19 protein-coding genes are annotated in these 23,821 nt (G+C 69.8%); 10 read left to right on the forward strand and 9 right to left on the reverse strand.

Going from position 1 to position 23,821, the window contains the following annotated elements; genetic code table 11:
* Window positions 1–8: 8 nt before the first annotated feature.
* The 4 genes from cydC to DEA06_RS09940 are packed head-to-tail and all read right to left on the reverse strand — an operon-like array spanning window position 9 to window position 5,930.
* Window positions 9–1,712 (reverse strand): thiol reductant ABC exporter subunit CydC, encoded by a 1,704-nt coding sequence (gene cydC / locus DEA06_RS09925; protein ID WP_116647829.1) that lies wholly within the window; start codon window positions 1,710–1,712, stop codon window positions 9–11.
* Window positions 1,709–3,457, reverse strand: coding sequence for a thiol reductant ABC exporter subunit CydD (gene cydD, locus DEA06_RS09930; protein WP_116647830.1), 1,749 nt, complete (start codon window positions 3,455–3,457; stop codon window positions 1,709–1,711). The genes cydC and cydD overlap by 4 nt, the downstream gene beginning before the upstream one ends.
* Window positions 3,458–3,486: 29 nt before the next feature.
* Window positions 3,487–4,500, reverse strand: a complete 1,014-nt coding sequence (gene cydB, locus DEA06_RS09935) for a cytochrome d ubiquinol oxidase subunit II (RefSeq protein WP_116647831.1) — start codon at window positions 4,498–4,500, stop codon at window positions 3,487–3,489.
* A gap of 8 nt (window positions 4,501–4,508) precedes the next feature.
* Entirely contained in the window at window positions 4,509–5,930 is a 1,422-nt protein-coding gene (locus DEA06_RS09940) for a cytochrome ubiquinol oxidase subunit I (protein ID WP_116647832.1), read from the reverse strand.
* A 235-nt stretch (window positions 5,931–6,165) separates the two neighbouring features.
* On the opposite strand from DEA06_RS09940, the gene moaA reads away from it, so the two are divergent.
* The 3 genes from moaA to DEA06_RS09955 all read left to right on the forward strand — a co-directional run bounded on the left by moaA (window position 6,166) and on the right by DEA06_RS09955 (window position 8,193).
* Entirely contained in the window at window positions 6,166–7,227 is a 1,062-nt protein-coding gene (gene moaA, locus DEA06_RS09945) for a GTP 3',8-cyclase MoaA (RefSeq protein ID WP_240606909.1), read from the forward strand.
* A 54-nt stretch (window positions 7,228–7,281) separates the two neighbouring features.
* Entirely contained in the window at window positions 7,282–7,854 is a 573-nt protein-coding gene (locus DEA06_RS09950; RefSeq protein ID WP_116647834.1) for a PadR family transcriptional regulator, read from the forward strand.
* A 99-nt stretch (window positions 7,855–7,953) separates the two neighbouring features.
* Window positions 7,954–8,193 (forward strand): hypothetical protein, encoded by a 240-nt coding sequence (locus tag DEA06_RS09955; protein ID WP_165817963.1) that lies wholly within the window; start codon window positions 7,954–7,956, stop codon window positions 8,191–8,193.
* A 21-nt stretch (window positions 8,194–8,214) separates the two neighbouring features.
* Here the strand turns inward: DEA06_RS09955 and DEA06_RS16825 are convergent, their stop codons facing one another.
* From DEA06_RS16825 to DEA06_RS09970, 3 genes are read right to left on the reverse strand one after another with little or no spacing between them, the layout of a single operon-like run.
* The gene (locus tag DEA06_RS16825) at window positions 8,215–8,550 is read right to left on the reverse strand and encodes a heavy metal-associated domain-containing protein (RefSeq protein WP_240606895.1); all 336 of its coding nucleotides are present in this window, start codon (window positions 8,548–8,550) and stop codon (window positions 8,215–8,217) included.
* Window positions 8,551–8,581: 31 nt separating this feature from the next.
* A complete protein-coding gene (locus DEA06_RS09965) occupies window positions 8,582–8,863 on the reverse strand; it encodes a metal-sensitive transcriptional regulator (protein ID WP_116647836.1) in 282 nt (93 codons plus the stop codon).
* Between the two features lie 37 nt (window positions 8,864–8,900).
* Window positions 8,901–9,254, reverse strand: a complete 354-nt coding sequence (locus DEA06_RS09970; protein ID WP_116647837.1) for a hypothetical protein — start codon at window positions 9,252–9,254, stop codon at window positions 8,901–8,903.
* Between the two features lie 152 nt (window positions 9,255–9,406).
* Here DEA06_RS09970 and DEA06_RS09975 point away from each other — a divergent pair, with 152 nt between their 5' ends.
* The 4 genes from DEA06_RS09975 to DEA06_RS09990 are packed head-to-tail and all read left to right on the forward strand — an operon-like array spanning window position 9,407 to window position 11,950.
* Window positions 9,407–9,907: a MarR family transcriptional regulator gene (locus DEA06_RS09975; RefSeq protein WP_116647838.1), complete on the forward strand. Its 501-nt coding sequence runs from the start codon at window positions 9,407–9,409 to the stop codon at window positions 9,905–9,907.
* Between the two features lie 34 nt (window positions 9,908–9,941).
* The gene (locus DEA06_RS09980) at window positions 9,942–10,889 is read left to right on the forward strand and encodes a Gfo/Idh/MocA family oxidoreductase (protein ID WP_116647839.1); all 948 of its coding nucleotides are present in this window, start codon (window positions 9,942–9,944) and stop codon (window positions 10,887–10,889) included.
* A gap of 6 nt (window positions 10,890–10,895) precedes the next feature.
* Complete coding sequence (locus DEA06_RS09985) at window positions 10,896–11,246, forward strand: hypothetical protein (protein ID WP_240606896.1); 351 nt, start codon at window positions 10,896–10,898, stop codon at window positions 11,244–11,246.
* Window positions 11,247–11,266: 20 nt separating this feature from the next.
* Window positions 11,267–11,950: a DUF1345 domain-containing protein gene (locus DEA06_RS09990; protein ID WP_116647840.1), complete on the forward strand. Its 684-nt coding sequence runs from the start codon at window positions 11,267–11,269 to the stop codon at window positions 11,948–11,950.
* A gap of 6 nt (window positions 11,951–11,956) precedes the next feature.
* On the opposite strand, the gene yidC is transcribed toward DEA06_RS09990, so the two are convergent.
* Together yidC and DEA06_RS10000 are read right to left on the reverse strand one after the other, a co-directional pair.
* Window positions 11,957–12,691: a membrane protein insertase YidC gene (yidC, locus tag DEA06_RS09995; protein ID WP_116647841.1), complete on the reverse strand. Its 735-nt coding sequence runs from the start codon at window positions 12,689–12,691 to the stop codon at window positions 11,957–11,959.
* Between the two features lie 101 nt (window positions 12,692–12,792).
* A complete protein-coding gene (locus DEA06_RS10000) occupies window positions 12,793–13,071 on the reverse strand; it encodes a DUF6412 domain-containing protein (protein ID WP_116647842.1) in 279 nt (92 codons plus the stop codon).
* Window positions 13,072–13,189: 118 nt separating this feature from the next.
* Here DEA06_RS10000 and DEA06_RS10005 point away from each other — a divergent pair, with 118 nt between their 5' ends.
* The 3 genes from DEA06_RS10005 to DEA06_RS10015 all read left to right on the forward strand — a co-directional run bounded on the left by DEA06_RS10005 (window position 13,190) and on the right by DEA06_RS10015 (window position 23,661).
* On the forward strand, window positions 13,190–13,420 hold the full coding sequence (locus DEA06_RS10005; RefSeq protein ID WP_116647843.1) for a DUF3072 domain-containing protein: 231 nt from the start codon (window positions 13,190–13,192) through the stop codon (window positions 13,418–13,420).
* Window positions 13,421–13,628: 208 nt separating this feature from the next.
* A complete protein-coding gene (locus tag DEA06_RS10010) occupies window positions 13,629–16,208 on the forward strand; it encodes a DEAD/DEAH box helicase (protein ID WP_116647844.1) in 2,580 nt (859 codons plus the stop codon).
* A gap of 148 nt (window positions 16,209–16,356) precedes the next feature.
* Window positions 16,357–23,661: a DUF2341 domain-containing protein gene (locus DEA06_RS10015; protein ID WP_165817964.1), complete on the forward strand. Its 7,305-nt coding sequence runs from the start codon at window positions 16,357–16,359 to the stop codon at window positions 23,659–23,661.
* Window positions 23,662–23,821 lie beyond the last annotated feature (160 nt).

Genomic DNA, 23,821 nt, shown 5'->3' on the forward strand with positions numbered 1-23,821 from the left:
GGATCAGGCTACGCGGGGTGCGGGGAGATGCGCCCGTTCTCGATGCGAAGGGTGCGGTCCACGAGCGCGGCGGGCACGTCGACGTGCGAGATGAGCACGACCGCACGGTCGCCGGGCACCGCGGTGAGCAGGTCGGCGAGCAGGGCGTCGGATGCTGCGGGGTCGACCCCCGCGGTCGGCTCGTCGAGCACCAGCACGGGGAAGTCGTGGAGAAGGGCCCGCGCGAGCGCGATGCGCTGCGCCTGCCCGCCGGAGACGAGGGAGCCGCGCTCGCCGACCGCGACGTCGAGCCCCCCGCGGCCGGTCGCCCAGTCGGCGAGGCCGACGCGCTCGAGGACGCCCTCGAGCTCGTCGTCGGTCGCGGTGTCGCGGGCGAAGAGCAGGTTCTGCCGCAGCGACTCGTCGAAGAGGAACGGCTGCTGCTCGACGAGCCCGACGGTCAGGCGCAGGTCGTCGCCTGAGAGGTCGCGCGCCTCGATGCCCCCGATCCGGTACGAGCCCGTGTAGTCGAGGAAGCGCACCAGCACGTGCGCGAGGGTGGTCTTGCCTGCCCCGCTCGGCCCCGTCACCAGCACGCGCTCGCCCGCCCCGACCCGCAGCGTCACGTCGTCGAGGCGCCCGGGGTCGTCGACTCCGGCTCCGCGACGCGGCCACGAGGCACCGAGGCCGCGCAGGTCGATCCCGCTCCCGCCGGGGCCGACGAGAGGCGCAGCCCGGCCGGTGGCGTCGGGTTCGTCTCGGGGGAGTCCTGCGGGGACCTCGCCGGGCACCGTCTCGGCGATCCGGGTGGCCGCCGCGCGCACCTGGCGCCACGACGCGAGGGCGAGGGGCACGGGGCCGAACACCTCGAACACGGCCATCGGCAGCAGTACGACGATCGCCAGCGCCGGGCCGGTGAGCGTGCCGTCGACCACGCCGGGGGCCGCGACCGCGAGCGCGAGAAGGGAGGCGGTGCCGGCCAGCAGCGACACCGCGCCGGCGGTGAGGCCCTGCGCGACACCTCGGCGCACCACGGCGCGACGCAGGCGCTCGTCGGCCCGCCGCACGCGGTCGTGCGCCGCATCCACCGCTCCGAAAGCGGTGAGCACGTCGATCGAGGTCAGCAGGTCGAGCAGGGCGTCGGAGACCTCCGACCGCAACGGCGAGATCGCGCGTTCGGCGCGTCCGCCGGCGGCCCATCCGACCCACACGGCGAGAGCGAACGCCGTGGCGAGGCTCAGCGCGACAACGAGGGCTGCGCTCCACGAGATGAAGGCGAGGAAGACGACGCTCCCGAGGGCCGCGAGTCCGGCGACGGCGAGCGGCTGCACCACACGCAGCGGGAGGTTCTGCAACTCGTCGACGTCGTCGACGAGGTTCGACAGCAGCGCACCGCGGCGCGCGCGGCCGAGACCGTCGGGGGCGAGCGGCACGATCTCGCGCACGAGCCCCGCCCGCACGGTGGCGAGCTGGTCGAGAGCAGCGTCGTGGCCCGCGAGCCGTTCGAGGTAGCGGAAGACACCGCGCCCCACGGCGAACGCGCGCACCGCGACGACGGCGGCAGAGAGGTAGAGGAGCGCGGGCTGCTCGGCGGCGCGGGCGATCAGCCACGCGCTCGCCGCGAGCAGAGCGATGGCGCTGACGGCGGTGCCGACACCGGCGAGCACACCCGGGGCGAAACGGCGGGCCGACGGCTGCGCCGCCCGCAGCACCGCTCTCACACGCCCGTTCATGAGCGCACCTCCGTCGCTGAGTTGCCGCTTTCGGGGCCTTCCGCGGCCGTGGATGACCCGGGTCGCGGCAGGTGAGAGGCGGATGCTGCGGGAAGGGGAGCGGCGAGGGTGACCACGTCGTCGGCGATGCGGCGCGCGGAGGTGCGGTGCGAGACCAGCACCACGGCCGTGCCGTCGTCGGCGAGGGAACGCAGCCTCGCCCACAGGGCGGCTTCGGTGTCGGAGTCGAGGGCGCTCGAGGGCTCGTCGAGCACGAGGACGCCGACGCCCTCGGTGCGACGCAGCCGGTAGAGGGCGCGGGCGACGGCGATGCGCTGCGCCTGGCCGCCCGACAGACCCGCGCCCTGAGAACCCAGTGCGAGTGCGGGGTCGATGTCGTGCGCCTGGGCGTCGGCGAGGCTGCGGCGCACGACCGCCGCGTCGGGCGCCGGGTCGCCGAGCGCGACGTTGTGCGCCACGGAGCCCGCGACGAGACCGGGGCGCTGCCCCGCCCACGCGATCGCCGACCGTGCATCGGATGCCGCGACCCCGTCGATGTCGATGGTCCCCTCGTACTCGGCGAACCCCAGGAGGGCGGCGACGAGACTCGACTTGCCCGCCCCGCTCGGTCCGTCGAGCAGCACGATGCGGCCGGGGCGGGCGTCGAGATCAACCGGCGGCAGCATCCGTTCTCCTCGGCTGACCCGCAGCCCGCGCACCGCGATGCTCCGCCCGCCGGCACCGGGGCGGGCGTCGTCTTCCCGAGGGCCCTCTTGCTGGGCGCTGTCGAGCACGTCGAAGATCTCGTCGGTCGCGGCGACGCCCTCGGCGGCGGCGTGGAACTGCACGCCGACCTGGCGCAGCGGCAGATACGCCTCGGGGGCGAGAAGCAGCACGAAGAGCCCGACGAGCAGGTCCATCTCGCCGGCGAGCAGGCGGAAGCCGATGGTCACCGCGACGATCGCAACCGAGATCGAGGCGAGGAACTCGAGGGCGAACCCCGAGACGAACGAGACGCGCAGCACCGACATCGTCTCGCGCTTGTAGCGACGCGTGACGGTCTCGATGGTGTCGGCGGCCCGGTGCTGGCGTCCGAAGGCCTTGAGGGTGCCGAGCCCGTTGACGGTGTCGGCGAAGCGGGCGGCGAGGCGCTGGAGCGTGTCGAACTGGCGCCGCTGAACGGCGCGGGTGGCGAGTCCGATCAGCACCATGAAGAGGGGGATGAGCGGAATCGTCAGCACGACGATGAGGGCCGACAGGGGGTCGGCGAGCAGGATCGCGCCGATGACGATCGGCATCGTGAGGGCGGTCGCGACCAGCTGCGGCAGGTAGCGGCCGAAGTAGGCGTCGAGCGATTCGAGCCCGTGGCCGGCCACGACGGCGAGCGAGGCGGCGTTGCGCGTGCCGAGCCATCGGGGCCCCAGCCTGCCGACGGCCGTGACGAGCGCGTCGCGCAGCTGCAGCGAGGCGCGGGCCGCGCCCATCGCCGACACCCGCTCGGACGCGACGATCAGCAGGGAGCGCACCACGACGAACGCGGCGGCTGCACCCACCAGCGGCCAGAGCTCGTCGACAGGACGACCGGCGATGGCTCCGACGAGGGCCGAGGTCAGCGTCCACGCGAAACCGACGATCACACCGGTCTGGGCGAGCACGATCGCCGCCGTCACGCCGAGGAACGACCGCGACGCCGTCGCGTACCGCACGAGTCGAGGGTCGACCGGGCCGCGCACCCGGTCCGCCCGCTTCTCGCTCACCCGGTCCATCCTTCCATCCGCGCGACCGGGGTCGCGGGTCAGTGGACGGATGCTGCGGCCGTCTCGATCCGCTCCCGCGTCACCCGCTTGCGGAAGATCCAGTAGGTCCAGGCCTGATAGGCGAGAACCAGCGGTACGAAGATGAGCGCGGCCCAGCTCATGATCGTGAGCGTGTAGTCGGTGCTCGAGGCGTTCTCGATCGTGAGGTTGAACGCGGGATCGGTCGACGAGGGCATCACGTTCGGGAACAGCGCGAAGAAGAGCATCGCCACGGCGGCGACGATCGTCACCGCGCCGAAGGCGAACGCGCGCCCCTCTCGGTCGCGCGCGTTCGCGAGCACCGACGAGATGAGGCAGATCGCGGCGACCGCGCCGAGGGCGAGCACCGGCAGCGAGAAGTGCGCGGTCACGGTCCAGAGCACGAAGACGGCGGCCACCGCGACGGTGAGCACCCCGGCCCGTGTCGCCAGGCGGCGTGCCTTCTCGTGCACCGGTCCGTCGGTCTTGAGCGCCACGAACGTCACGCCGTGCACGAAGAACAGCAGCAGGGTGGTCGCACCGCCCAGGAGGCCGTAGGGGTTGAGCAGCGTCAGCAGCGATCCCGTGAACTCCATATCGGCGTCGATCGGCACGCCCTGCACGATGTTCGCGAAGGCGACGCCCCAGAGGAACGCCGGCACGGCCGAGCCCACGACGATCATCGTGTCGAAGCTGCTCTTCCACCGCAGCCCGTCGCGCTGGTGGCGGTACTCGAACGAGACGCCGCGGGCGATGAGGGCCAGCAGGATCAGCAGCAGCGGGAGGTAGAACCCGCTGAACAGCGTCGCGTACCATTCCGGGAACGCGGCGAACAAGCACGCTCCGGCGACGATCAGCCAGGTCTCGTTGAGGTCCCATACCGGGCCGATGGTGTTGATGATCTGTCGGCGGCCGACGTCGTCCTTCGCCAGGAACGGCAGCGACATGCCCACACCGAAGTCGAAGCCGTCGAGCACGAAGTACCCGATGAAGAAGAATCCGATGATCCAGAACCAGAGGAATGCGAGGTCCATGTCAGCTCCTAGTAGACCGTCGTCGGGGTGTTCTCGACGGAGTCGGGTTCACGGGGGGCGTTCGGGTCGGGAAGGGGGTCGGGCCCCTTCTGGGCGTACTTGACGATGAGCCCGACCTCGATCACGGCGAGCACGGCGTAGATGCTCGTGAAGGCCACCAGCGAGAGGAGCACGTTCCATCCCGGAACGCTCGGCGAGACGCCGTCCTCGGTCAGCATGAGGCCGAACACGATCCAGGGCTGGCGGCCCATCTCGGTGAAGATCCATCCGACGAGACTGCCGACCAGCGGAAGCGGAGCACTCCAGACCAGCACGCGCCACATCCAGGGCTTCATCGTGAAGCGCGACGTCGTCCGCGTCAGCCACAGGCCGGCGACGGAGAGGAGAGCGGCCGCGCCGCCCAGGCCCATCATCCAGCGGAAGGCCCAGTAGGTCACCCAGATGACGGGCGTGTAGTCGCCGGGGCCGAACTGGGCGTTGTACTGCGCCTGCAGGTCGTTGATGCCCTCGACGCAACCGTCGAACGAGTGCGTCGACAGGAGCGACAGCAGCCACGGCACGCGCAGCGACCACACCTCCGCCGAACCGTCGGGGGTGCCGAGAGAGAAGATCGAGAACGACGCGTCGGCCCCGCAGGCGGTGTTGTACATCGCCTCGGCGGCGGCCATCTTCATCGGCTGGGTCTGCACCATGACGAGGCTCAGCTGGTCGCCCGAGAGGGCGACCCCGGCGAACGAGATCACCAGGAACCACATGCCGAATCGCAGCGAGGGTCGCATCATCTCCGCGTTGCGACCGCGGGCGAGATGCCAGGCGGAGACCGCGATGACGATCGCACCGGCGAACATCCACGCCGAGGTGATGGTGTGGGGGAAGGCGGCCAGGGCGACGGGGTTCGTCAGCATCGCCCAGAAGTCCACGAGTTCGGCGCGCGACCCGTCTGCGGCCATCTCGTAGCCGACCGGGTTCTGCATGAAGGCGTTCGCGGCGAGGATGAAGTAGGCCGACAGGGTCGCGCCGAGCACCGCCATCCAGATGCTCGCGAGGTGCGCGAGGCGCGGAAGCTTGTCCCACCCGAAGATCCACAACCCGATGAAGGTCGCCTCGAGGAAGAAGGCCAGCAGTCCCTCGAAGGCGAGGGGGGCGCCGAAGACGTCGCCGACGAAGCGCGAGTACGCCGACCAGTTCATGCCGAACTGGAACTCCTGCACGATGCCGGTCACCACGCCCATGGCGAAGTTGATGAGGAAGATCTTGCCGAAGAACCGCGTCAGGTGAAGCCACTTCACCGATCCGGTGCGGTACCAGACCGTCTGGAAGATCGCGACCACGAGGCCCATGCCCAGCGTGAGGGGCACGAAGAGGTAGTGGTAAAGCGTCGTCAGGCCGAACTGCCAGCGAGCGAGAAGCAGAGGGTCGAGCCACTCCACGGTTGCCTCCTAGTGAGCACTCATATGTGGTCTGACCACAGGATATCGCGCGTGATTCCGGGGATTGCGGAGGTCTCTCGCTGTCGAGCGATCACCCCTCCGCGTCGATCGTGGCGGTCAGTCGACCGGGTACTGGGGGACTTTGGTCCCAGCGTCCGCACGGAGCCCCGTGTCGATTCCGCGGGTAGCCTCGGAAGATGACCCCGCAGGAGCCGCGCTCGTGACCGCCGTACCGGTGGCGCTGCGGCGGCGCTCCGACGTCGAGGCGGCGGATGCGGCATCCGGGCCCCTCATCGACACGCACGGGCGCGTTCACCGCGACCTGCGGATCTCGCTCACCGACCGCTGCTCGCTGCGCTGCACGTACTGCATGCCCGAGCAGGGCAACGAATGGCTGGCCCGTAACAGCATCCTCACCCTCGACGAGATCGTCGAGATCGCGGAGGTAGCTGCGGCCGCCGGCGTGCATACCTTCCGCCTTACCGGCGGCGAGCCGCTGCTGCGCCGCGACATCGTCGACATCGTGCGACGCCTCGCCGTGATCGAAGGTCCGGGAGGGCCCGTCGAGATCGCCATGACCACGAACGGCATCCGCCTCCCCGAAGTGCTCGACGACCTGGTCGATGCCGGGCTCGCGCGACTGAACATCAGTATCGACACCATTCAGCGCGAGAAGTTCGCCTCACTCACACGACGCGACCGTCTGCCGGAGGTTCTCGAGGGGATCGCGGCGGCCGCGGCATCTCCGCTTCGCCCCCTCAAGCTCAACGCGGTGGCGATGCGCGGGGTCAACGACGACGAGATCATCGATCTCGTGCAGTTCGCGGTGGACTCCGGTGCGCAGATGCGGTTCATCGAGCAGATGCCGCTCGACGCGGGGCACACGTGGGACCGCGAGCAGATGGTCACGCGCGAAGAGATCGTCGCGACCCTCTCGTCCCGCTGGGACCTCACGCCGGTTCCGGGGCGCGGCGGAGCGCCCGCCGAGAAATGGGTGCTCGGCGGGGTCGAGAACGGCGGCGGTCCTCACGAGGTCGGTGTGATCGCGTCGGTGACCGCGCCCTTCTGCGGTGACTGCGATCGCCTGCGGCTCACCGCCGACGGCCAGGTGCGCAACTGTCTGTTCTCCATCGCCGAGTACGACCTCGTTCCCGTGTTGCGCGGGGGAGCGCCCGACCGTGGAGCGGCCATCGACGCCGTCCTGCGCGCCAGCGTGCGCGGCAAGCTCCCCGGTCACGCGATCAACGATCCGTCGTTCCTGCAGCCGCCGCGCGGGATGAATGCCATCGGCGGCTGAGTCGGCTTTCGTATACTCGGTACGTACATACCCGATATCCCGTTCGGAGGCCGCATGTCGGTGCGCCACGCGCTGCTCGCGATCCTCGACCAGGGGCCGTGCTATGGCTACCAGCTGAGAGCCGAGTACTCGCGACGCACCGGGGCTGCGGTCAACGTCGGTCAGATCTACACGACCCTCGAGCGTCTCGAGCGCGACGGCTTCGTCGGCAACCGCGGCGCCGATGAGCGCGGACACGTCTACTGGGGCATCACCGATGCCGGGCGAGCGCTCGCGGCGCGGTGGGTGGCGGAGCCCGACGAGCCGGCCGCGCGCGGCGAGCTCGCACGCAAGATCGCCCTCGTCGCGACGTTGCCCGGCGTCGACGCCGAGAAGGCGATCGCGGCTCAGCGCGCGGCGGCGGTGCTGCGCCTCGCCGAGGCCGAGTCGTCTCCGGATGACGGGGGTGCCCCCGAGAGCGGGGGTGTCTCGTCCGTGATCCTGCGGGCCGCGGAGGGCGCTCACGCGCGTGCCGAGATCGAGTGGCTGGATGCCGCGGCCGCGGCGGTGACACAGAATCCGGTCGGGCGCACCTTCCCGCTGTCGGCGGAGCGGCCCCGACGAGGACGCCCGCGGACCGTCTCGTAGCTTCTGTGGACGGGTAGGGCAGAGAGTCGATTTCGTCAAGCCCGATCGCCCACCCGACCTCGCGCGGCACAGTGGAGCGAGCGGACGGAAGGAGCTGCCATGGTCATGGAAGCGCGGCATATCGACCAGGAAGAGGCGTACGCCCCGTCTGAGGTTCCGTGGAACCGCATCGATCTCGAGCTGTACGAGATCGCCCGCGACGGCGTCGTCGTCGGGTTCATCGAAGTGGCAGGGCCCGTGTTCGTCGCCCTCGCCGGGCCTCGCTACGACCGCGCGGTCGAGGTGAGCCAGGAGCTCACGTTCCACGCGGCCGTCACGGCCGTCCAGCGCTGGCGCTGACGGCCCACGTCGCGGGAGACGTCAGACGAGCCGGTAGCCGGCTTCGTCGATCGCTGCGCGCACGGCATCGTTCGTAACGGGTGCCGAGGTTCGCATGCGCACGCGAGAGGTTCCGCCCGCGACCAGGTCGATGTCGACGCCGTCGACACCGTCGAGCGCGCGCAGTTCTTCCGTGACCGCGCGTACGCAGTGATCGCACGTCATCCCGTCGACGAGCAGCTCGCGCCCCTCGCTGGCCGCGGCGTCCGTCGCGGGGGCCGAAGCGACGCCGCACCCGCCACCGCCGCAGCACGAGCCGGACGGTGCGACGGTGACCGCATCGCCGATCGAGGTGAGGGAATTCGGCTGGATCGTCACGGGAATCTCCTGTCGGAACGGGACGAGCGTGTCAAGAACGGACGAGACGAGCGATCGCCTCGTTTGCTTCGCGGATCTTCTCCTGTGCGACCGGACCACCCTGAGCCGTCGCCTCGGCCACGCAGTGACCGAGGTGATCGCTCAGCAGGGACAGCGCCACGGTTTCGAGCGCCTTCGTGGCCGCCGAGACCTGGGTGAGGATGTCGATGCAGTACTTATCGTCTTCGACCATACGCGCGATTCCGCGCACCTGGCCCTCCGCCCGGCGCAGACGCTTCAGCAGGTCGTCTTTGTTGGCTTCGTATCCGTGCACGCCTCGATGATACCCCCGGGAGGTATCACCGAGGGCATCAGACCGACGTGCGCAGGTCGTCGGGTCCGTCGTCGTCGAGACCCGCTCCGACCTCGTCCTCCGCGGCCAGATCTCCCTGCCCGTCCTCGCCGAGAGCGGCCTCCACGGGCGAGTCGCCCTGCGTGACGGGCTGATCGGCGTCGGTGAGATGGAGGTCGGATACGGGGACGTCCTCGCGGCGCTCGGGCGCCGACTCGTCGTCGACCTCCTCACCGTCGAAGGCCGCGGCGAGCACGGCCTCGCCGTTCATCGTCGGGTCATCGAGAGTCGTGTCGTCCTGCGTGGCGGCGAGGGCCGCGTCGTCGCCCGTCGTCGCGTCGAGCGAGTCGGATTCGTCGAAGGGGATGCTCATGGAGTGTCCTGTCTGTCGTGTCCTCCCACGGTGCCGTCCGCCACGGGCCGGCGCCCCCGGGTTGACGGCGTCGGCGGGGCGCGTTAGTCGGGTCTGCGCAACCCCCGCGCGGACGGCCGTCTTTGGGCGGTGAGAGGCATTACGGTCGACGTATGGCTTCCGCGGACCGCGACGACGAGGTGGATCTCCTCATCGACGCCTGGTCGCGTCGGCTCCCCGACGTCGACCTCACCCCCCTCGATGTCATGTCGAGACTCCGGCGCGTCTCGCACCGGCTCACGCGACTGCGGGCGAGCGCCTTCAACGGCGCCGGGCTGGCGAGCTGGGAGTTCGACGTGCTGGCGGCCCTCCGCCGCACCGAGCCGCCGCACGAACTGAGCCCCGCGCAGCTGATCGGGGCGACGATGATCGGCTCCGCCGCCATGTCGAACCGCCTCGATAAGCTGTCCGGTCGCGGTCTCATCCAGCGCCGCCCCAACGACATCGACCGTCGCAGCGTGATCGTCCAGTTGACCGACGAGGGTGCCGCGCGCGTCGACGCGGCGATGGGCGAGCTCGTGCGTCGCGAAGCGATCGAGCTGCGCGAGGTGAGCCTGGCCGATCAGGCCCACCTCGCCCGCATCCTGCGGCAGATGCTCGACACCGACACGTGAACCGGCTCGGGCCGGTTGCCCACGAGGAGACCGCATGATCCGGATAGCGACGATCGGCTCCGGCGCGATCACGACCCTGTTCGCCGAGGCCGTGGCCCGCACGCCCGGCATCCGCATCGAGGCGGTGTTCTCGCGTGACCTCGCGAAGGCCCGCGACATCGCGGACGGTTGGGGTGCGGCGGCGGCATACTCCGACCTCGACGAGATGCTCGCGTCGCCCGACGTCGACGCGGTCTACATCGCGAGTCCGAACAGCGTGCACGCCGAGCAGGTGCGGGCGGCACTGCGGGCCGGGCGTCACGTGCTCGTGGAGAAGCCGGCGGTCCTCAGCGCCGACGAATGGGGAGAGCTCGTCGCCGAGGCGGATGCTGCCGGAGTCGTGCTCCTCGAGGCCTTCCGCACCGACTACGACCCGGGCTTCGTCGCTCTGGTCGAGATGCTCCCCGAACTCGGGACCCTCCGTCGGGCGTCGCTGCGCTTCGAGGGTCTGTCGTCGCGTTACGCCAAGGTGCGTGCCGGCGAGCACGTGAACATCTTCGATCCCGCCATGGGTGGGGGCGCTCTTCTCGACCTCGGCGTCTACGGGCTGCACACGATGGTGACCCTGTTCGGTGCGCCGGATCGGGTCGCGGGCGAGGCGGTCACGATCTCTACGGGAGTCGAGGGGGCCGGGGCGGTGATCGCGGCCTATCCCGGCCTGGTCGTCGACGTGTCGTACTCGAAGATCACTCGCTCGTCGCTTCCGAGCGAGATCCAGGGCGAGCACGCATCGGTCGAGATCGATCACATCGCCAGCCCTCGCCGCCTCACGATCAGCGGTGCCGACGGCACCCGCACCGTGACGGTCGAGGGTGAGCAGCATGCGCTCGACGGCGAGGTGGCGCGGTTCGTCGAGCTGGTGGCCACCGAAGCATCCGCCACCGCCGATCAAGACCGCACGACCGAGACCCTGCGCCTCCTCGACGCCCTGCGCGCCCGGTAGGTTCCCGTGTCCGCACCGGCGGGGTCGCCGCGTGGCCTCTGTCTCAGCCGACGCGCCGGCGAGATCTGCACGCGCGAGCGCGGGCACCGCGGCCTGCATCACCGGCGCGGCACCGGGCTCCTGTGGACCGAGCTCGAGGCCGACCCGCCGACGTGCCCGGGCGAAGGTCTCGCCGCGGCCGCGGCGCCCGAGCTCGCGGACGGCTTTCCCGACGGCCGCGCGCTGTGCCCGGTGTGCACGAGGTTCGTCGCGCTGCGGCGCGACGGCACGCTGCCCCGGCACCGCAGCTGGCGCGGTCTCGCGTCGCGCGGCGAAGAGGCACGACGTCGGGAGTGGTTCAACGCCTTCGGCTGGTGAGCGAGTCGTAGAATCGGCGCGTGAACGCCCACCGTCCGAGCCGAGGGCGCCGCATCGCGGTCGCGGGCTTCGTCGTCAGCACGGTGCTGCAGGCCGTGCTGGTCGTGCTGGGTCTCGCGTACATCCTGACCGACGGGCGCACCACGTCGCTGGTGCTGCTGCTGACGTGGTGCGGCGTCGGCACGGCGTACGCGGTCGGCATCCTGCTGGTGCTGCGCACCGCGAGTCTGTCGGCGGAGTCGGACGAGCCTCCCATGCTGCTCGAACTCGGCCTCGTGCCCCGCGCCCTCTCGCTCGTCGCGACGATCCTCGTCAGCTTCGTCGGAGTGACCGCCACCGTGCAGCACATCCTGCTGGAGCCCCACGACGAGGTCGACGTCGCGCTCGACGTCATCGGCATCTGGGCGATGATCCTCGCGTGGGTGCTGTTCCACTGGGGATTCGCTCAGCTCTACCTGCAGCTGTACTACCGCGAGACCGATCCGCCGCTGCGCTTCCCCTCGGCGGCGGCGCCCGGCATCCTCGAGTTCGCCTACTTCGCGTACACCCTCGCGGTGAGCCTCGCCGTCTCCGACGTGGACGTGCTCGATCGACGGATGCGGTGGCGCGTGCTCGTGCACTCGGTGCTGAGCTTCTTCTTCAACGGTCTGATCATCGTCACGGCGCTCGGGGCGATCTCCGAGATCGGCAACGGCGTGCTCTGAGCGCGCTCACGTGCGCGGCGCCGGGTAGATGCGGCGCAGCACCAGACGCTGCCCGAGGGTCCACGTCACGGTGACCACGAGGTAGAGCCCCGCTGCCAGCGGCACGAACGCGGCCACCACGGCTGTGACGAACTGGAGGGCTCCGATCAGGCCCCCGGCGACGGCGGGCATCGCGAGGTCGCCGGCGACGGGGGCCATCCGGAACGCGCGACGGGTGATCTCGCCGACCACGGCGATGACGACGACGATCGCCGCGCAGACGAGAACCCCCGCCGTGTCGCCGCGCGACAGCGAGCCCAGGAGGGTGGAGCCCAGCGGTACTCCGAGCAGGGTCTCGTCGAGGAGCGCGTTCGGGTGGCCGGCGATCGTGGTGTGCAGGAACAGGGTGTACAGCACGCCGACGACGGGCGCTTGGATGAGCACGGGCAGACAGCCGGCGAGCGGCGAGGTGTTCTCGTCGCGGTAGAGCTGCATGGTCTCGCGCTGCAGGCGCTCGCGGTCGTTCTTGTGCTTCTTCTGCAGCTCGCGCAGGCGTGGTGCGAGCCGTGCGCGCGTCTGCTCGGCCTTCGCCTGGGCGATGCCGGTGGGGATGAGGGCGGCGCGCACGAGCAGGGTCACGAGCACGACGGCGAGGGCGGCTGATGCGGCAGTGAGCGGTGCGAGCGCCGTGCTGAGCGTCATGAGCCCCGAGTACGCGAGGTCGAGGAGGGCGGCGAGGGGAGGGAAAGCGAAAAGGTCCACGGAGAGGTCCGTTCTTCGAGAGCGATCGATGGCGGGGTCGATCGGCCGCGAAAGGGACGCCGGGGGCGCCACGACGTCGACGGACGTGCGGGCGCGGCGGTCTACGCGGCCGAAGCCGCGGACTGCGGTGCTCTCGGGCGTGGGTGGCCCGCAGCATCCGGATCGCTCTGTGCGAGCGGCGTGGAGATGTCGATCGCGCGCCGCGGATGCGGGGCGCTGACGTCGCCGGAATCGGGCAGGCCGATGGCGACGGCTGCGAGCACGAGCAGACCGACCGCGGCGACCGCGACGGCGACGCCGATCGCGGCGGGGTCGGGGGTGGCGACGAGGCCCAGCACGGTCGCGAGCAGATGGAAGGCGGCGACGATGGATGCGAACACGCGCGCCCCCTTCCGGTTTCGTGGCGACACGATCACGCTAACACCCGGGGGAACGTCGGCGGGGTCGGCCCTGTCAAGCCCCGGGGCCGCGGTCGCGCACGCGCCTACCGTCGTACATATGTCTGATACATCGAACACGCTCGGATCGTCGGAGCCCACGGGCGACAGTGCCGAGAAGAACCCCGAGGAATGGGTCACCGGCGACGAGTCGATGACCGGTCCGCAGCGGTCGTACCTCGACACCCTCGCGCGGGAGGCCGGCGAGGAGCTCTCGGCCGACCTCACCAAAGCCGAGGCGTCGGAGCACATCGATCGTCTGCAGCAGAAGACGGGCCGCGGCGCGAGCTGACGGGCGTGTGCGGCAGGCCCCCTCGAGTCGGCGCGGTCTACTCGGGGGTGCCGTCCGTCACCACGACCGATGAGCCCTCGAGCACGAAGCGCAGGGCGGTTCCGTCGGGGAAGTGATCTCGGAAGTCGGCCGGGGCTCCTGCTCACCATGCTTCGCGCGTACGGGGCGCCCCGATCCCGGCCGAGCGCGTCGCGTGAAAGGGTAGAGCGTGCCTGAATCCCTGCTCGAACGCGTGCCGCGCGGTGCCGACTCGGATGCCGCCTATACCGGCTTCGTCGAGTGGGCGACCGATCGCGGCCTCTCGCTGTACCCCGCGCAGGACGAAGCGGTCATCGAGCTGGTCTCGGGCGCGAACGTCGTGCTGTCGACGCCGACCGGCACGGGCAAGTCGCTCGTCGCGATCGCCGCCCATGCCGCGTGTCTTGCCGCCGGGGGTCGCACCTACTACACGGCGCCCATCAAAGCGCTGGTCAGCGAGAAGTTCTTCGCCCTCGTCGACATCTTCGGCGCCGAGAACGTCGGCATGGTCACGGGCGACTCCTCGGTCAACCCCGACGCCCCGATCATCTGCTGCACCGCAGAGATCCTCGCGAACCTCGCGCTGCGGCAGGGGTCCGACGCCGTGGTCGACCAGGTGGTGATGGACGAGTTCCACTACTACGGCGACCCCGACCGCGGGTGGGCGTGGCAGGTGCCGCTTCTGCTCCTGCCGCGCGCGCAGTTCCTGCTGATGTCGGCCACTCTCGGCGACGTCACCGACCTCGCCGCCGACCTCACTCGGCGCACCGGCCGTCCGACCGCGCTCGTCACGGGGGTCGAGCGCCCCGTGCCCCTGCACTTCTCGTACGCTCGCACGCCCGTGCATGAGACGGTGCAGGAGCTGCTCGACACGCGCCAGGCTCCGGTCTACATCGTGCACTTCTCGCAGGCCGCCGCGATGGAGCGGGCGCAGGCCCTGTCGAGCATCAAGATCATCACGCGCGAGCAGCGCGACGAGATCGCCGAGGCGATCGGCGGCTTCCGCTTCAACACCGCCTTCGGGCGCATGCTGTCGCGGTTCGTGCGCGCGGGGATCGGCGTGCATCACGCCGGGATGCTGCCGCGCTACCGCCGGCTCGTCGAGACCCTCGCCCAGCGGGGGCTCCTCCGGGTCATCTGCGGCACCGACACGCTCGGGGTCGGGATCAACGTGCCGATCCGCACGGTGCTGATCACGGCACTGACGAAGTACGACGGCCAGAAGATGCGGCAGCTGAGCGCCCGCGAGTTCCACCAGATCGCCGGTCGCGCCGGTCGCGCGGGGTACGACACGGCCGGGACCGTGGTGGTGATGGCGCCCGACCACGAGATCGAGAACGCCGCGCAGATCATCAAGGCGGGCGACGACCTCAAGAAGCAGAAGAAGATCGTGCGCAAGAAGGCGCCGCAAGGGTTCGTCAACTGGACCGAGCAGAGCTACGACCGCCTGGTCGCTGCCGAGCCCGAGCCGCTCGTCGCCCAGATGCAGCTCACCGCCGCGATGCTGATCAACGTCATCGCCCGCGGCGGCGACGTCTTCGCGAACGTGCGTTCGCTCGTCTTCGACAATCACGAACCGAGAGCACGCACCTACGAGCTCGCCCGTCGGGCCATCGACATCTTCCGCACGCTCCGCACCGCAGGGGTCGTCGAGGTGGTCGACGGACGTGTTCGTCTCACGGTCGAGCTGCAGCCCAACTTCGCGCTCAATCAGCCCCTGTCGCCGTTCGCGCTCGCCGCAATCGAGCTGCTCGACCCCGCGACCGAGATCGGTGGCGGCCCTTCGACAGGCTCAGGGACCGAGGGGACCGACTCCGGCCCCGGCGTCGGCACGGGGCACTACGCCCTCGACGTGGTGAGCATCATCGAGGCGACTCTCGACGATCCGCGCCCGGTGCTCTCCCAGCAGCAGTTCCTCGCCCGCGGCGAGGCCGTCGCCCAGATGAAACGCGACGGCATCGAGTACGACGAACGCATGGAGGCGCTCGAGCAGGTGACGTGGCCGAAGCCGCTCGAAGAGCTGCTCGCGCAATCGTTCGAGGTGTTCGCCACCGGTCAGCCCTGGATCCGCGATTTCGAGCTCTCACCGAAATCGGTGGTGCGCGACATGTTCGAACGGGCGCTGTCGTTCGGCGAACTCATCTCGGTGTACCAGCTCGCCCGCAGCGAGGGCCTTGTGCTGCGATACCTCAGCGACGCCTATCGCGCGATCCGGCAGACGGTGCCGTCGGAGGCGCAGACCCCCGATCTCCTCGATCTCATCGCCTGGCTCGGCGAACTTGTGCGACAGGTGGACTCGAGCCTCGTCGACGAGTGGGAGGCGATGACGAACCCGCAGGAGCTCGCCCTTCGACAGGCTCAGGGACCGGAAAGTGGAGAGGTCGTGCCGCCCGCTCCGCCCTCGGTGCTGACGAACCGACGTGCGTTCAGCGTGCTCGTGCGCAACGAGCTCTTCCGTCGCGTGCAGCTGGCCGCGCTGCAGCGCGACGACGAACTCGAGACGCTCGACCCTGAGGTCGACTGGCCCGGCGCGCTCGACCGGTACTTCGACGAGCACGACGAGATCCTCACCGGGGGCGCGGCGAGATCGTCGGCGCTCGTGAGCATCGACGAGACGGATGCTGCAGCATCCGGTGTCTGGAAGGTCGAGCAGACCATCGACGACCCGGCCGGCGACCACGATTGGCGCATCCGCGGCGAGATCGACCTCGCGGCGTCCGAGGAGGCGGGCACCGCGGTGCTGCGCATCACCGAGGTGCTGCGGCTCTGACGGCCATTTCTCTGTCACCCGCAGGAAACCTGCGCGTGCCCCCGCGGTCAGACGCGCCCCGTTGAGTGCGTGATGGTTGTCGCGTGTGTTGCGACAACGCCTCTGACATCGCGACTGAAGTGGTTGACACATGCGCAGCATCACCCCCGTGGGGTCCAGATCCGTACGAATCGGCATTGTGGGGGCGGTGATCGCGGCGCTGGCGGTGCCGCTCGCGGCTCTTCCGGCCCAGGCGGCGACCCTCGCCGGCATCGAGGGAACGGGAAGTGCGGGTGACCCCTTCCGCATCGACAGCGCTGAGGACCTCCTGACCTTCGCGGCCGCCGCGAACGGCGACCCGGGCACCTACGGCGCTTCGAACCTGCAGCTCACGGCCGACATCGACATGGCAGGAAAGCCCGAGTTCCCGGGCATCGACCAGTTCTCGGGAACTCTCGACGGCACCGGCCACACGGTGAGCGACATCGTGTACGGCACGTCGAGCGCATCGGGCGGGCACCGCGGGTTCATCCGCCGCCTCACCGAGGGCACGGTGGCCAACCTGACGATCGAGGGCCCGAGCGCCGACAACGGCCAAGGAACGGGGTACATCGCCGGAGTCGCGGTCTACGCGACCCGAGCGACGATCACCGGCACCCAGGTCATCGACGCCGACTTCACCGCGACCAATGGCGAGAAGGTCGCCGGTCTGGTCAGTGAGTCCGACGGCAGCACGATCACGGACAACTTCTCGCAGGGCACGTTCGTCGCGGCGAAGATGCCCGGCGGCCTAGTGGCCTATTCGAAGGGCGCTTCGCGGATCGAGCGCAACCTCGCCGACGCCGACCTCACCGTGCTCCAGGCCGGTGCGGCCGGCGGATCACGCGGTATCGACGCGGCGATGATCGTGTCGTATCCCGGAAACCCGAACTCGGGAACCTTCGCGAACAACGTCGCCCTCGGCGGGTCGATCGCCTACACCGGCCTCATCGACGGCTTCGTCGGGCGCGTCATCGGCTACACGGGCTACTCGGGGTGGAGCGCGCTCGACAACCTCGCCAGCTCTGACATCACCATCTCGGGGGCGACGGTTGCCGGCCCCGGCACCAAGAGCCAGCATGGCCGCGACACGGCCCCGGCGGATCTCGCGAAGCAGTCGACCTACGAGGCGCTCGGCTGGGACTTCGCCGAGACGTGGACCTTCGACGCTGTGCTCGGCCACCCTGTGCCGACCTACATCTACTCGCTGGCCGGAGCGGGAACGGCCGACGCCCCGTACGAGATCGCGACACCGGCCGACCTCGAGTTCCTCGCGGCGGAGCTGAACGCGGGGAACGCCAAGTACACCGGAGCTTCGCACTTCGCGCTCACCGCCGACCTCGACTTCGCGGGTCGCGCACCCTTCGTCGGCATCGATCGCTTCACCGCCGTGCTCGACGGGCGCGGGTCGACGATCAGTGACATCACCTACGCCCGCAGCACCTCGTCGGCGCGTCTCGGTCTCATCCGTGCCATGAACGGCGGCGAAGTGCGCGATCTGGTGCTCGACGGAGTCACGGCGCACTCGGCCAGCACGGCCGAGGGTGACTGGGTCGCGGCCATGGCGGTCGTGGCAGAGAACTCCCGCTTCGACGGTGTCTCGCTGCTGGGCCTGGACCTGCAGGCGCCCGGGGCCGAGAAGGTGGCCGGTTTCGCCGCAGAGCTCCGCGGCGACAGCCGCGTGACCGGAAGCTGGGTCGACGGCGACATCACGGCGAAGAAGCTGCCCGCGGGCATCGCGTCCTACGCGCACAACTCCTCGGTGATCCGCGACAACCTCGCCTCGGTCGACCTCGACGTGACCGCTGCAGGCGGGGACGGAGGCACGCGCGGTATCGACGCGGGCGCCGTGGTCGCTTACCCGGGCTCGGGCAACAAGATCACGATCGAGCGCAACGTCGTCTACTCGGGCTCGATCGACTACAGCGGCCGTGTACCCGGGTTCGCCGGTCGCGTGCTCGGCTACTACCAGACGAGCGGCAACTACCGCGTGCCGACGCTTCGCGAGAACCTGGCCAACAGTGCCTTCACGGTGAACGGCGCGACCGTCACCGGCACCGCGACCGATGCGCACGGTGCGGACACCACCGCTGAGCAGCTCGCGCAGCAGGCCACCTACGAGAAGATCGGGTGGGATTTCGGCGCAGACTGGACCTTCGATGCGCAGCTCGGTCACCCCGTGCCCCGCTTCGTGCAAGACGCCGAGCGACCGAACCGCATCGCCACGACCTTCTCCGGCGACAGCAAGAGCCAGCGCGGGTTCTCGTGGTACTCGACGCTCTCCGGCGACGGCGGCACCGTCAGGCTCGGCACCGACCGTGAGCTCGCCGACCCGATGACGGTGAAGGCCGAGCGCAAGGTCAACCGCCACGGAGAGACGTTCTTCCAGGCGGTGGCCACCGGCCTCGAGCCCGGCACCCGCTACTTCTACCAGGTGGGCGATCACGCCGCTCAGGTGTGGAGTGCGACAGGCTCCTTCGTCACGAGCGACGGCGAGTCCGACTTCGCCTTCGTCGACCTCACCGACACGCAGTCGCAGAACCTGACCGAAGCCGAACTGTCGGCCGCGACGATCGCGAAGTCGCTCGCCACCGTGCCCTCGGCCGAGTTCGTCATCCACAACGGCGATGTGGTCGAGCACGGCGACCTCGAGCAGGACTGGATCGACCTGCTCGACGCGTCGCGCGAGAGCCTGCTCTCCACGACCCTCGCGCCGGCATCCGGAAACCACGACCAGGCAGCGAACGCCTTCACCGATCACTTCGCGCTCGAGGCACCGAACGGCCAGGACACCTCGACGGGTGCGTACTACTCCTACGACTACAACCGGGCGCACTTCGCCGTGCTGAACACCAACGAGGGCGGCGCGCAGGGCGTGTCGGCGAGCCAGATCGAGTGGCTCCGCAGCGACGTCACCGCGGCGCGCGAACGTGGCGCGCAGTGGATCATCGTCACGATGCACAAGGGGCCGTACACGACCGCCAACCACCTCGACGACGGAGATGTCATCGCCATGCGCGACACTCTCGTGCCCGTCATCGACGAACTCGACATCGACCTCGTCTTCCAGGGGCACGACCATGTGATGAGCCGTTCGAAGGTGCTCGCCTACGACGCCGCCGGCGTCGAGAGCGCCCGACCGGTCGAGACGACGGTCATCACCGAGATCGTCGCCGGCAAGCGCGCCGAGTACGCGCTCAACCCCGACGGCACCATCTACTTCCTGCCGAACACGGCCGGAGCCAAGCACTACCAGCAGGCGCAGAGCGTCGGCGGAGGCATCGACCTCGAGCGCTATCTGCAGTTGTTCGATCGCACGGGTGAGCAGAGTTCCGAGAACTTCGTCGGGGTCAACGTCACCGAGGGTCGCCTGACCGTGAACGTGTACGACATCAAGGAGAAGGGCCAGCCGCGCCTGTTCGAGAGCTTCGGCATCGATCGCGAGGTCACCCCGGTCAGTGCGCTGATCGATGCGCTCCCGGCAGTCGAGCAGCTGACGGCGGCGGATGCTGCGGCCGTGGCCGACGTCCGCACCGCGGTCGACGCCCTGTCGTCTGCCCAGCAGAGTGGTCTCGGCAACCTCGAGGCGTTCGAGGCCATCGAGGCGCGGATGCGCCAGCTGACCGGTGCCGTCGTGACCGACGGCAGCGAGATCGCGTGGGCGACGAACGCCGATGCGCGCCAGAGCGTGACGGTGCGCAACCACACCAGGACGCCGTTCGCCGACGTGCCGGTCAAGGTGACGCTGACCTCGACGCCGGGTCAGGATGCCGCGGGACTCGCCATCTTCGGCACCGATGGCGTCGCACTGCCGCACGAGGTCGAGACCTGGAACCCGGGCGGCGACTCCGTCATCTGGGTGCGCATGCCCGAGGTGCCCGCCGAGTCGGCGGCGACCGTCTGGGCCTACTTCGGCGCCGAAGGCGTCGAGAACGACCCGACCCTCGTCTGGGCCGAGGACTACTCGCTGGTCGAGCACTTCTCGCGTTCCGCCACCGCAGGGCAGACGCTCACCGACTCCACGGGCGCCCACCAGGGCACCGTCGTCGGAGGCGACCTCGTGACCGCGGCAGGCTCGCGCGGTGACGCCATCGCCGCGATGGGAACATCACGCCTGCAGTACGCGGGCGACGTCGGAGGCGACGACGACCGCATCTCGATCAGTTCGGTCGTCTCGCTCACCGAGGCCCAACTGGCTCAGATGAAGGGGAACGCGCCGCTCGTGGCGAAGGAGTCTGCCACCGGCGACGGGCTGGCGAGCTTCTGGCAGGGCATCGTCCCCGGCGAGCGCCGTGTGGGCACCCGCTATCTCGGCAACAGCTGGGAGTTCGGCAACGCCGACCTCGGCCACCGCTTCGAGATGCCGTTCGACGGCAACAAGCACCTGGTCACGCAGACGTACGACGGTATGACCTACTCGGTCTTCATCGACGGCGAAGAGGTGCACTCGCAGTTCCTCGAGTACCGCACCACCTACGGCGACGCCAAGGTGCTGACCACGATCGGCGACTACTTCACGAACGACGGGTCTCTGAAGAGCCCCTTCGTCGGCGAGCTGGCAGAGGTGCAGATCGCCGGGGTCGAGTTCACTCCCGACTTCGAGGCGTTCCGCTACGCGAACTATCTCGGCGACGCCGTCGAGCTCGGTGACGTCGTCACGAAGGACGCCGACCGGGTGGTGCTCGCGGTGGCGACACCGCAGCCCGGCGGCGAGATCGAAGCCGGACTCGTGGACGTGACCGGCACGGTCAGCAAGCGTTCCGAGCTGGTGGCCACCGTCGGAGGCGCAGAGGTCTTCCGACAGTCCGTCGACGCGGGTCAGTTCTCGGTGCCGGTGCCGGTCAACGCGGTGGGAGAGCAGCAGCTGACCCTCACGGCGACGGCGGGCGCAGCATCCGATGAGATCACCACGGCACTTTCAGTGAGCGACACGACCGCGCCCGCCCGCCCGGAGGTGTCGGACACCTCGGCCACGGCGACGAGCGTCGATCCGGCGGTCACCCTCACGGTGACCCCCCAGACCGACGACCGCGAGCGGGTGGACGCCTCGTTCTACGCCAACGCGACCGTGCCGCTCGGGGCGGCCAACACCGTCGTGCGCACGGGGTCGACCACCGACCGCACGCCCGAAGCGCTCACGCCGAGCAGCGGGGTCGTCGGTGGCGACCTGCTGCCGACGACGGTGGGAGACGACCAGAATCCGTTCCAGGTGTACACCGTGCAGCTGACGGACGAGCAGGCCGCTGAGGGCGAGTTCCACTTCTCATGGAGCGGCACGGGCGATGACCGTCGCGTGTCGGCGTGGGTGTGGGACAACACCGCGAGTGCTTGGGTGCTCTCCGACTCCGGGAACGACCGCGAGGGCGGTGTCGTCGAGCTCGACGTCGTGGCCCGCGCCGAGCAGGGTGCCGTCGCGAGCGACGGCACGGTGAGCCTTCTCGTGTGGCGAGGCCTCACCGAGCTGCCGTGGGGCGAGGGGCACGTCTTCGAGGCGGCTCCTGACGCGGCCGACTTCGACTGGGGCCTGCCGCACATCCCCGACACGCAGCTGTATTCGCAGGCGACGCCCGACTACATGACCAACCAGTTCGAGTACGTCGCGGCGCAGGCCGAGGAGCGCAAGACGAACATGGTCATCCAGTCGGGGGACTGGGTCAACCGTGAGTACCTCTCGCAGGAGTACCAGTGGAAGAACGCCGAACCGTCGGCGAAGGCGCTCGAAGACGCCGGGCTTCCCTACCTGATCTCCTGGGGCAACCACGATTACTCCGCCCCGCGCAACAACCGCGTGATGCTGCCGAAGTACTTCCCGATGTCTCGATTCGAGTCGAGCCTCGAGGGAAGTGACTGGACCTTCGGCGGAAGCAACGACATCGACAACTACTACTACACGGGCGAGGTCGATGGCGCGAAGCTCCTGCTGCTGACCGTCGGGTTCTTCTCGATCGACAACGCCAATGACGCCGGGCTCGCCTGGGCGCGCGGCGTGATCGCCGCGCACCCCGATCGCAGCGTGATCCTCGCCGTGCACCAGTCGGTGACCACCGGAACCAACCGCTGGGCGAACAGCAACGTCACCCAGATGATCGACGACTTCGACAACGTGAAGCTCGTGCTCGGCGGTCACATCTCCGGCACCGGCGTGGCGTCGCGCACCAATGCGCGGGGCAACACCGCGTACGGTCTGCTCACCGACTACCAGAGCCGTGTGTACGGCGGCCAGCAGTTCTTCCGCAACATGAGCTTCGACGCGGAGAACAATCTGCTCTACTCGAACACCTGGTCACCGCTGCTCGAGACCGCGGTGTCGGATGGTCCGTACCACTCGTCGATCGACGCGTCGGCCGTGCCGGGCTTCCACGGTTCGGACTCCGAGAACTTCGTGATCGAGTTCGATCTCGGGGGGACGACGACCCGCACCCTCCAGACGCAATCTCTGACGCTGTCGGCCGGAGAGCCCGTCAAGATCGGCGACACGGTCTCGACGGTCGGTGACGAGCCGGTGTCGATGGTGCTCGAAGGGGCAGAGGCCGGATTCGAGTACGAGTGGTACGCCGACCTGGTCGACGCGGCGGGCAACGCGACACGCAGCCCTGTCTCGACCTTCACGATCACCGAGGTCTCGGCGCCGACTGCTCCGCGCGACGTCACAGCCGCGGTGACCGCAGACACGGTGCACGTCGAGTGGGCCGCGCCCGAGGCCGACGGCGGCATGCCGGTGACGCGCTACGAGATCACGGTGGGTGAGAGGGTCGTGACCGTCGACGGGGGTATCCTCTCGACCGACGTCGCCGGCCTCGAACCGGGCACGTATGCGGTGACGGTGCGCGCCCAGAATGCGGCCGGCTGGTCGACGGCTTCTGCGGCGGTCTCGGTCGAGGTCACGGCTGCCCCCGAGGTCCCCACCCCCGTGGTGTCGGTCACGGGTGTTCTGAAGCCCGGAGGCGCGATCTCGGTCGCCGGTTCCGGACTCGCCGGGCAGACCGAGTACACCGTGCAGCTGCGTTCGACTCCGACCACGTTGGGCACGGTCACCACGGCCGCCGACGGCACCTTCGCCCTGTCGTCGACGATCCCGGCAGACACGACGCCCGGTGAGCACTCGGTCGTGGTCATGCTCGGTTCGGCGGACCTCGCCTCGACGAAGATCATGGTCACCGCGGGGTCCAGCGATCCGGGTGAGACGCCCGGCCCCGGTGAGACCCCCGGCCCCGGTGAGACGTCGGGCCCGGGTGCGACCCCTGGCCCGGGTGCGACCACTGCGCCGGGGACGACGCCCGGGTCGGCTGCCGGCCCCTCCGACGGCCTCTCAGGTCACCTGCCGACGACCGGTGCCGACGCCACGTGGGTGCCCTGGGCGGTGGGGGCGGCGCTGCTGCTCCTGATCGCGGGCTCGGGGGTGATGCTCGCGCGTCGACGTCGCGTCGGCGTCTGACGACGATCGTCTCGAGAGACGGCCGGGCCTGCGGGCTCGGCCGTCTCCGTGCGTGGCAGACTCCGGTCGAATCCCGCCGCCATCGACTGCGGCGCGTTCGCCCGCGTGGTCTCGTGCGTCTCTAGACTCGCGATGTAGGGCCGAAACCGCCGTGGTCTCG

Origin of the sequence: Microbacterium sp. Gd 4-13 (assembly GCF_003095395.1) — a bacterium.
Classification (GTDB): domain Bacteria; phylum Actinomycetota; class Actinomycetes; order Actinomycetales; family Microbacteriaceae; genus Microbacterium.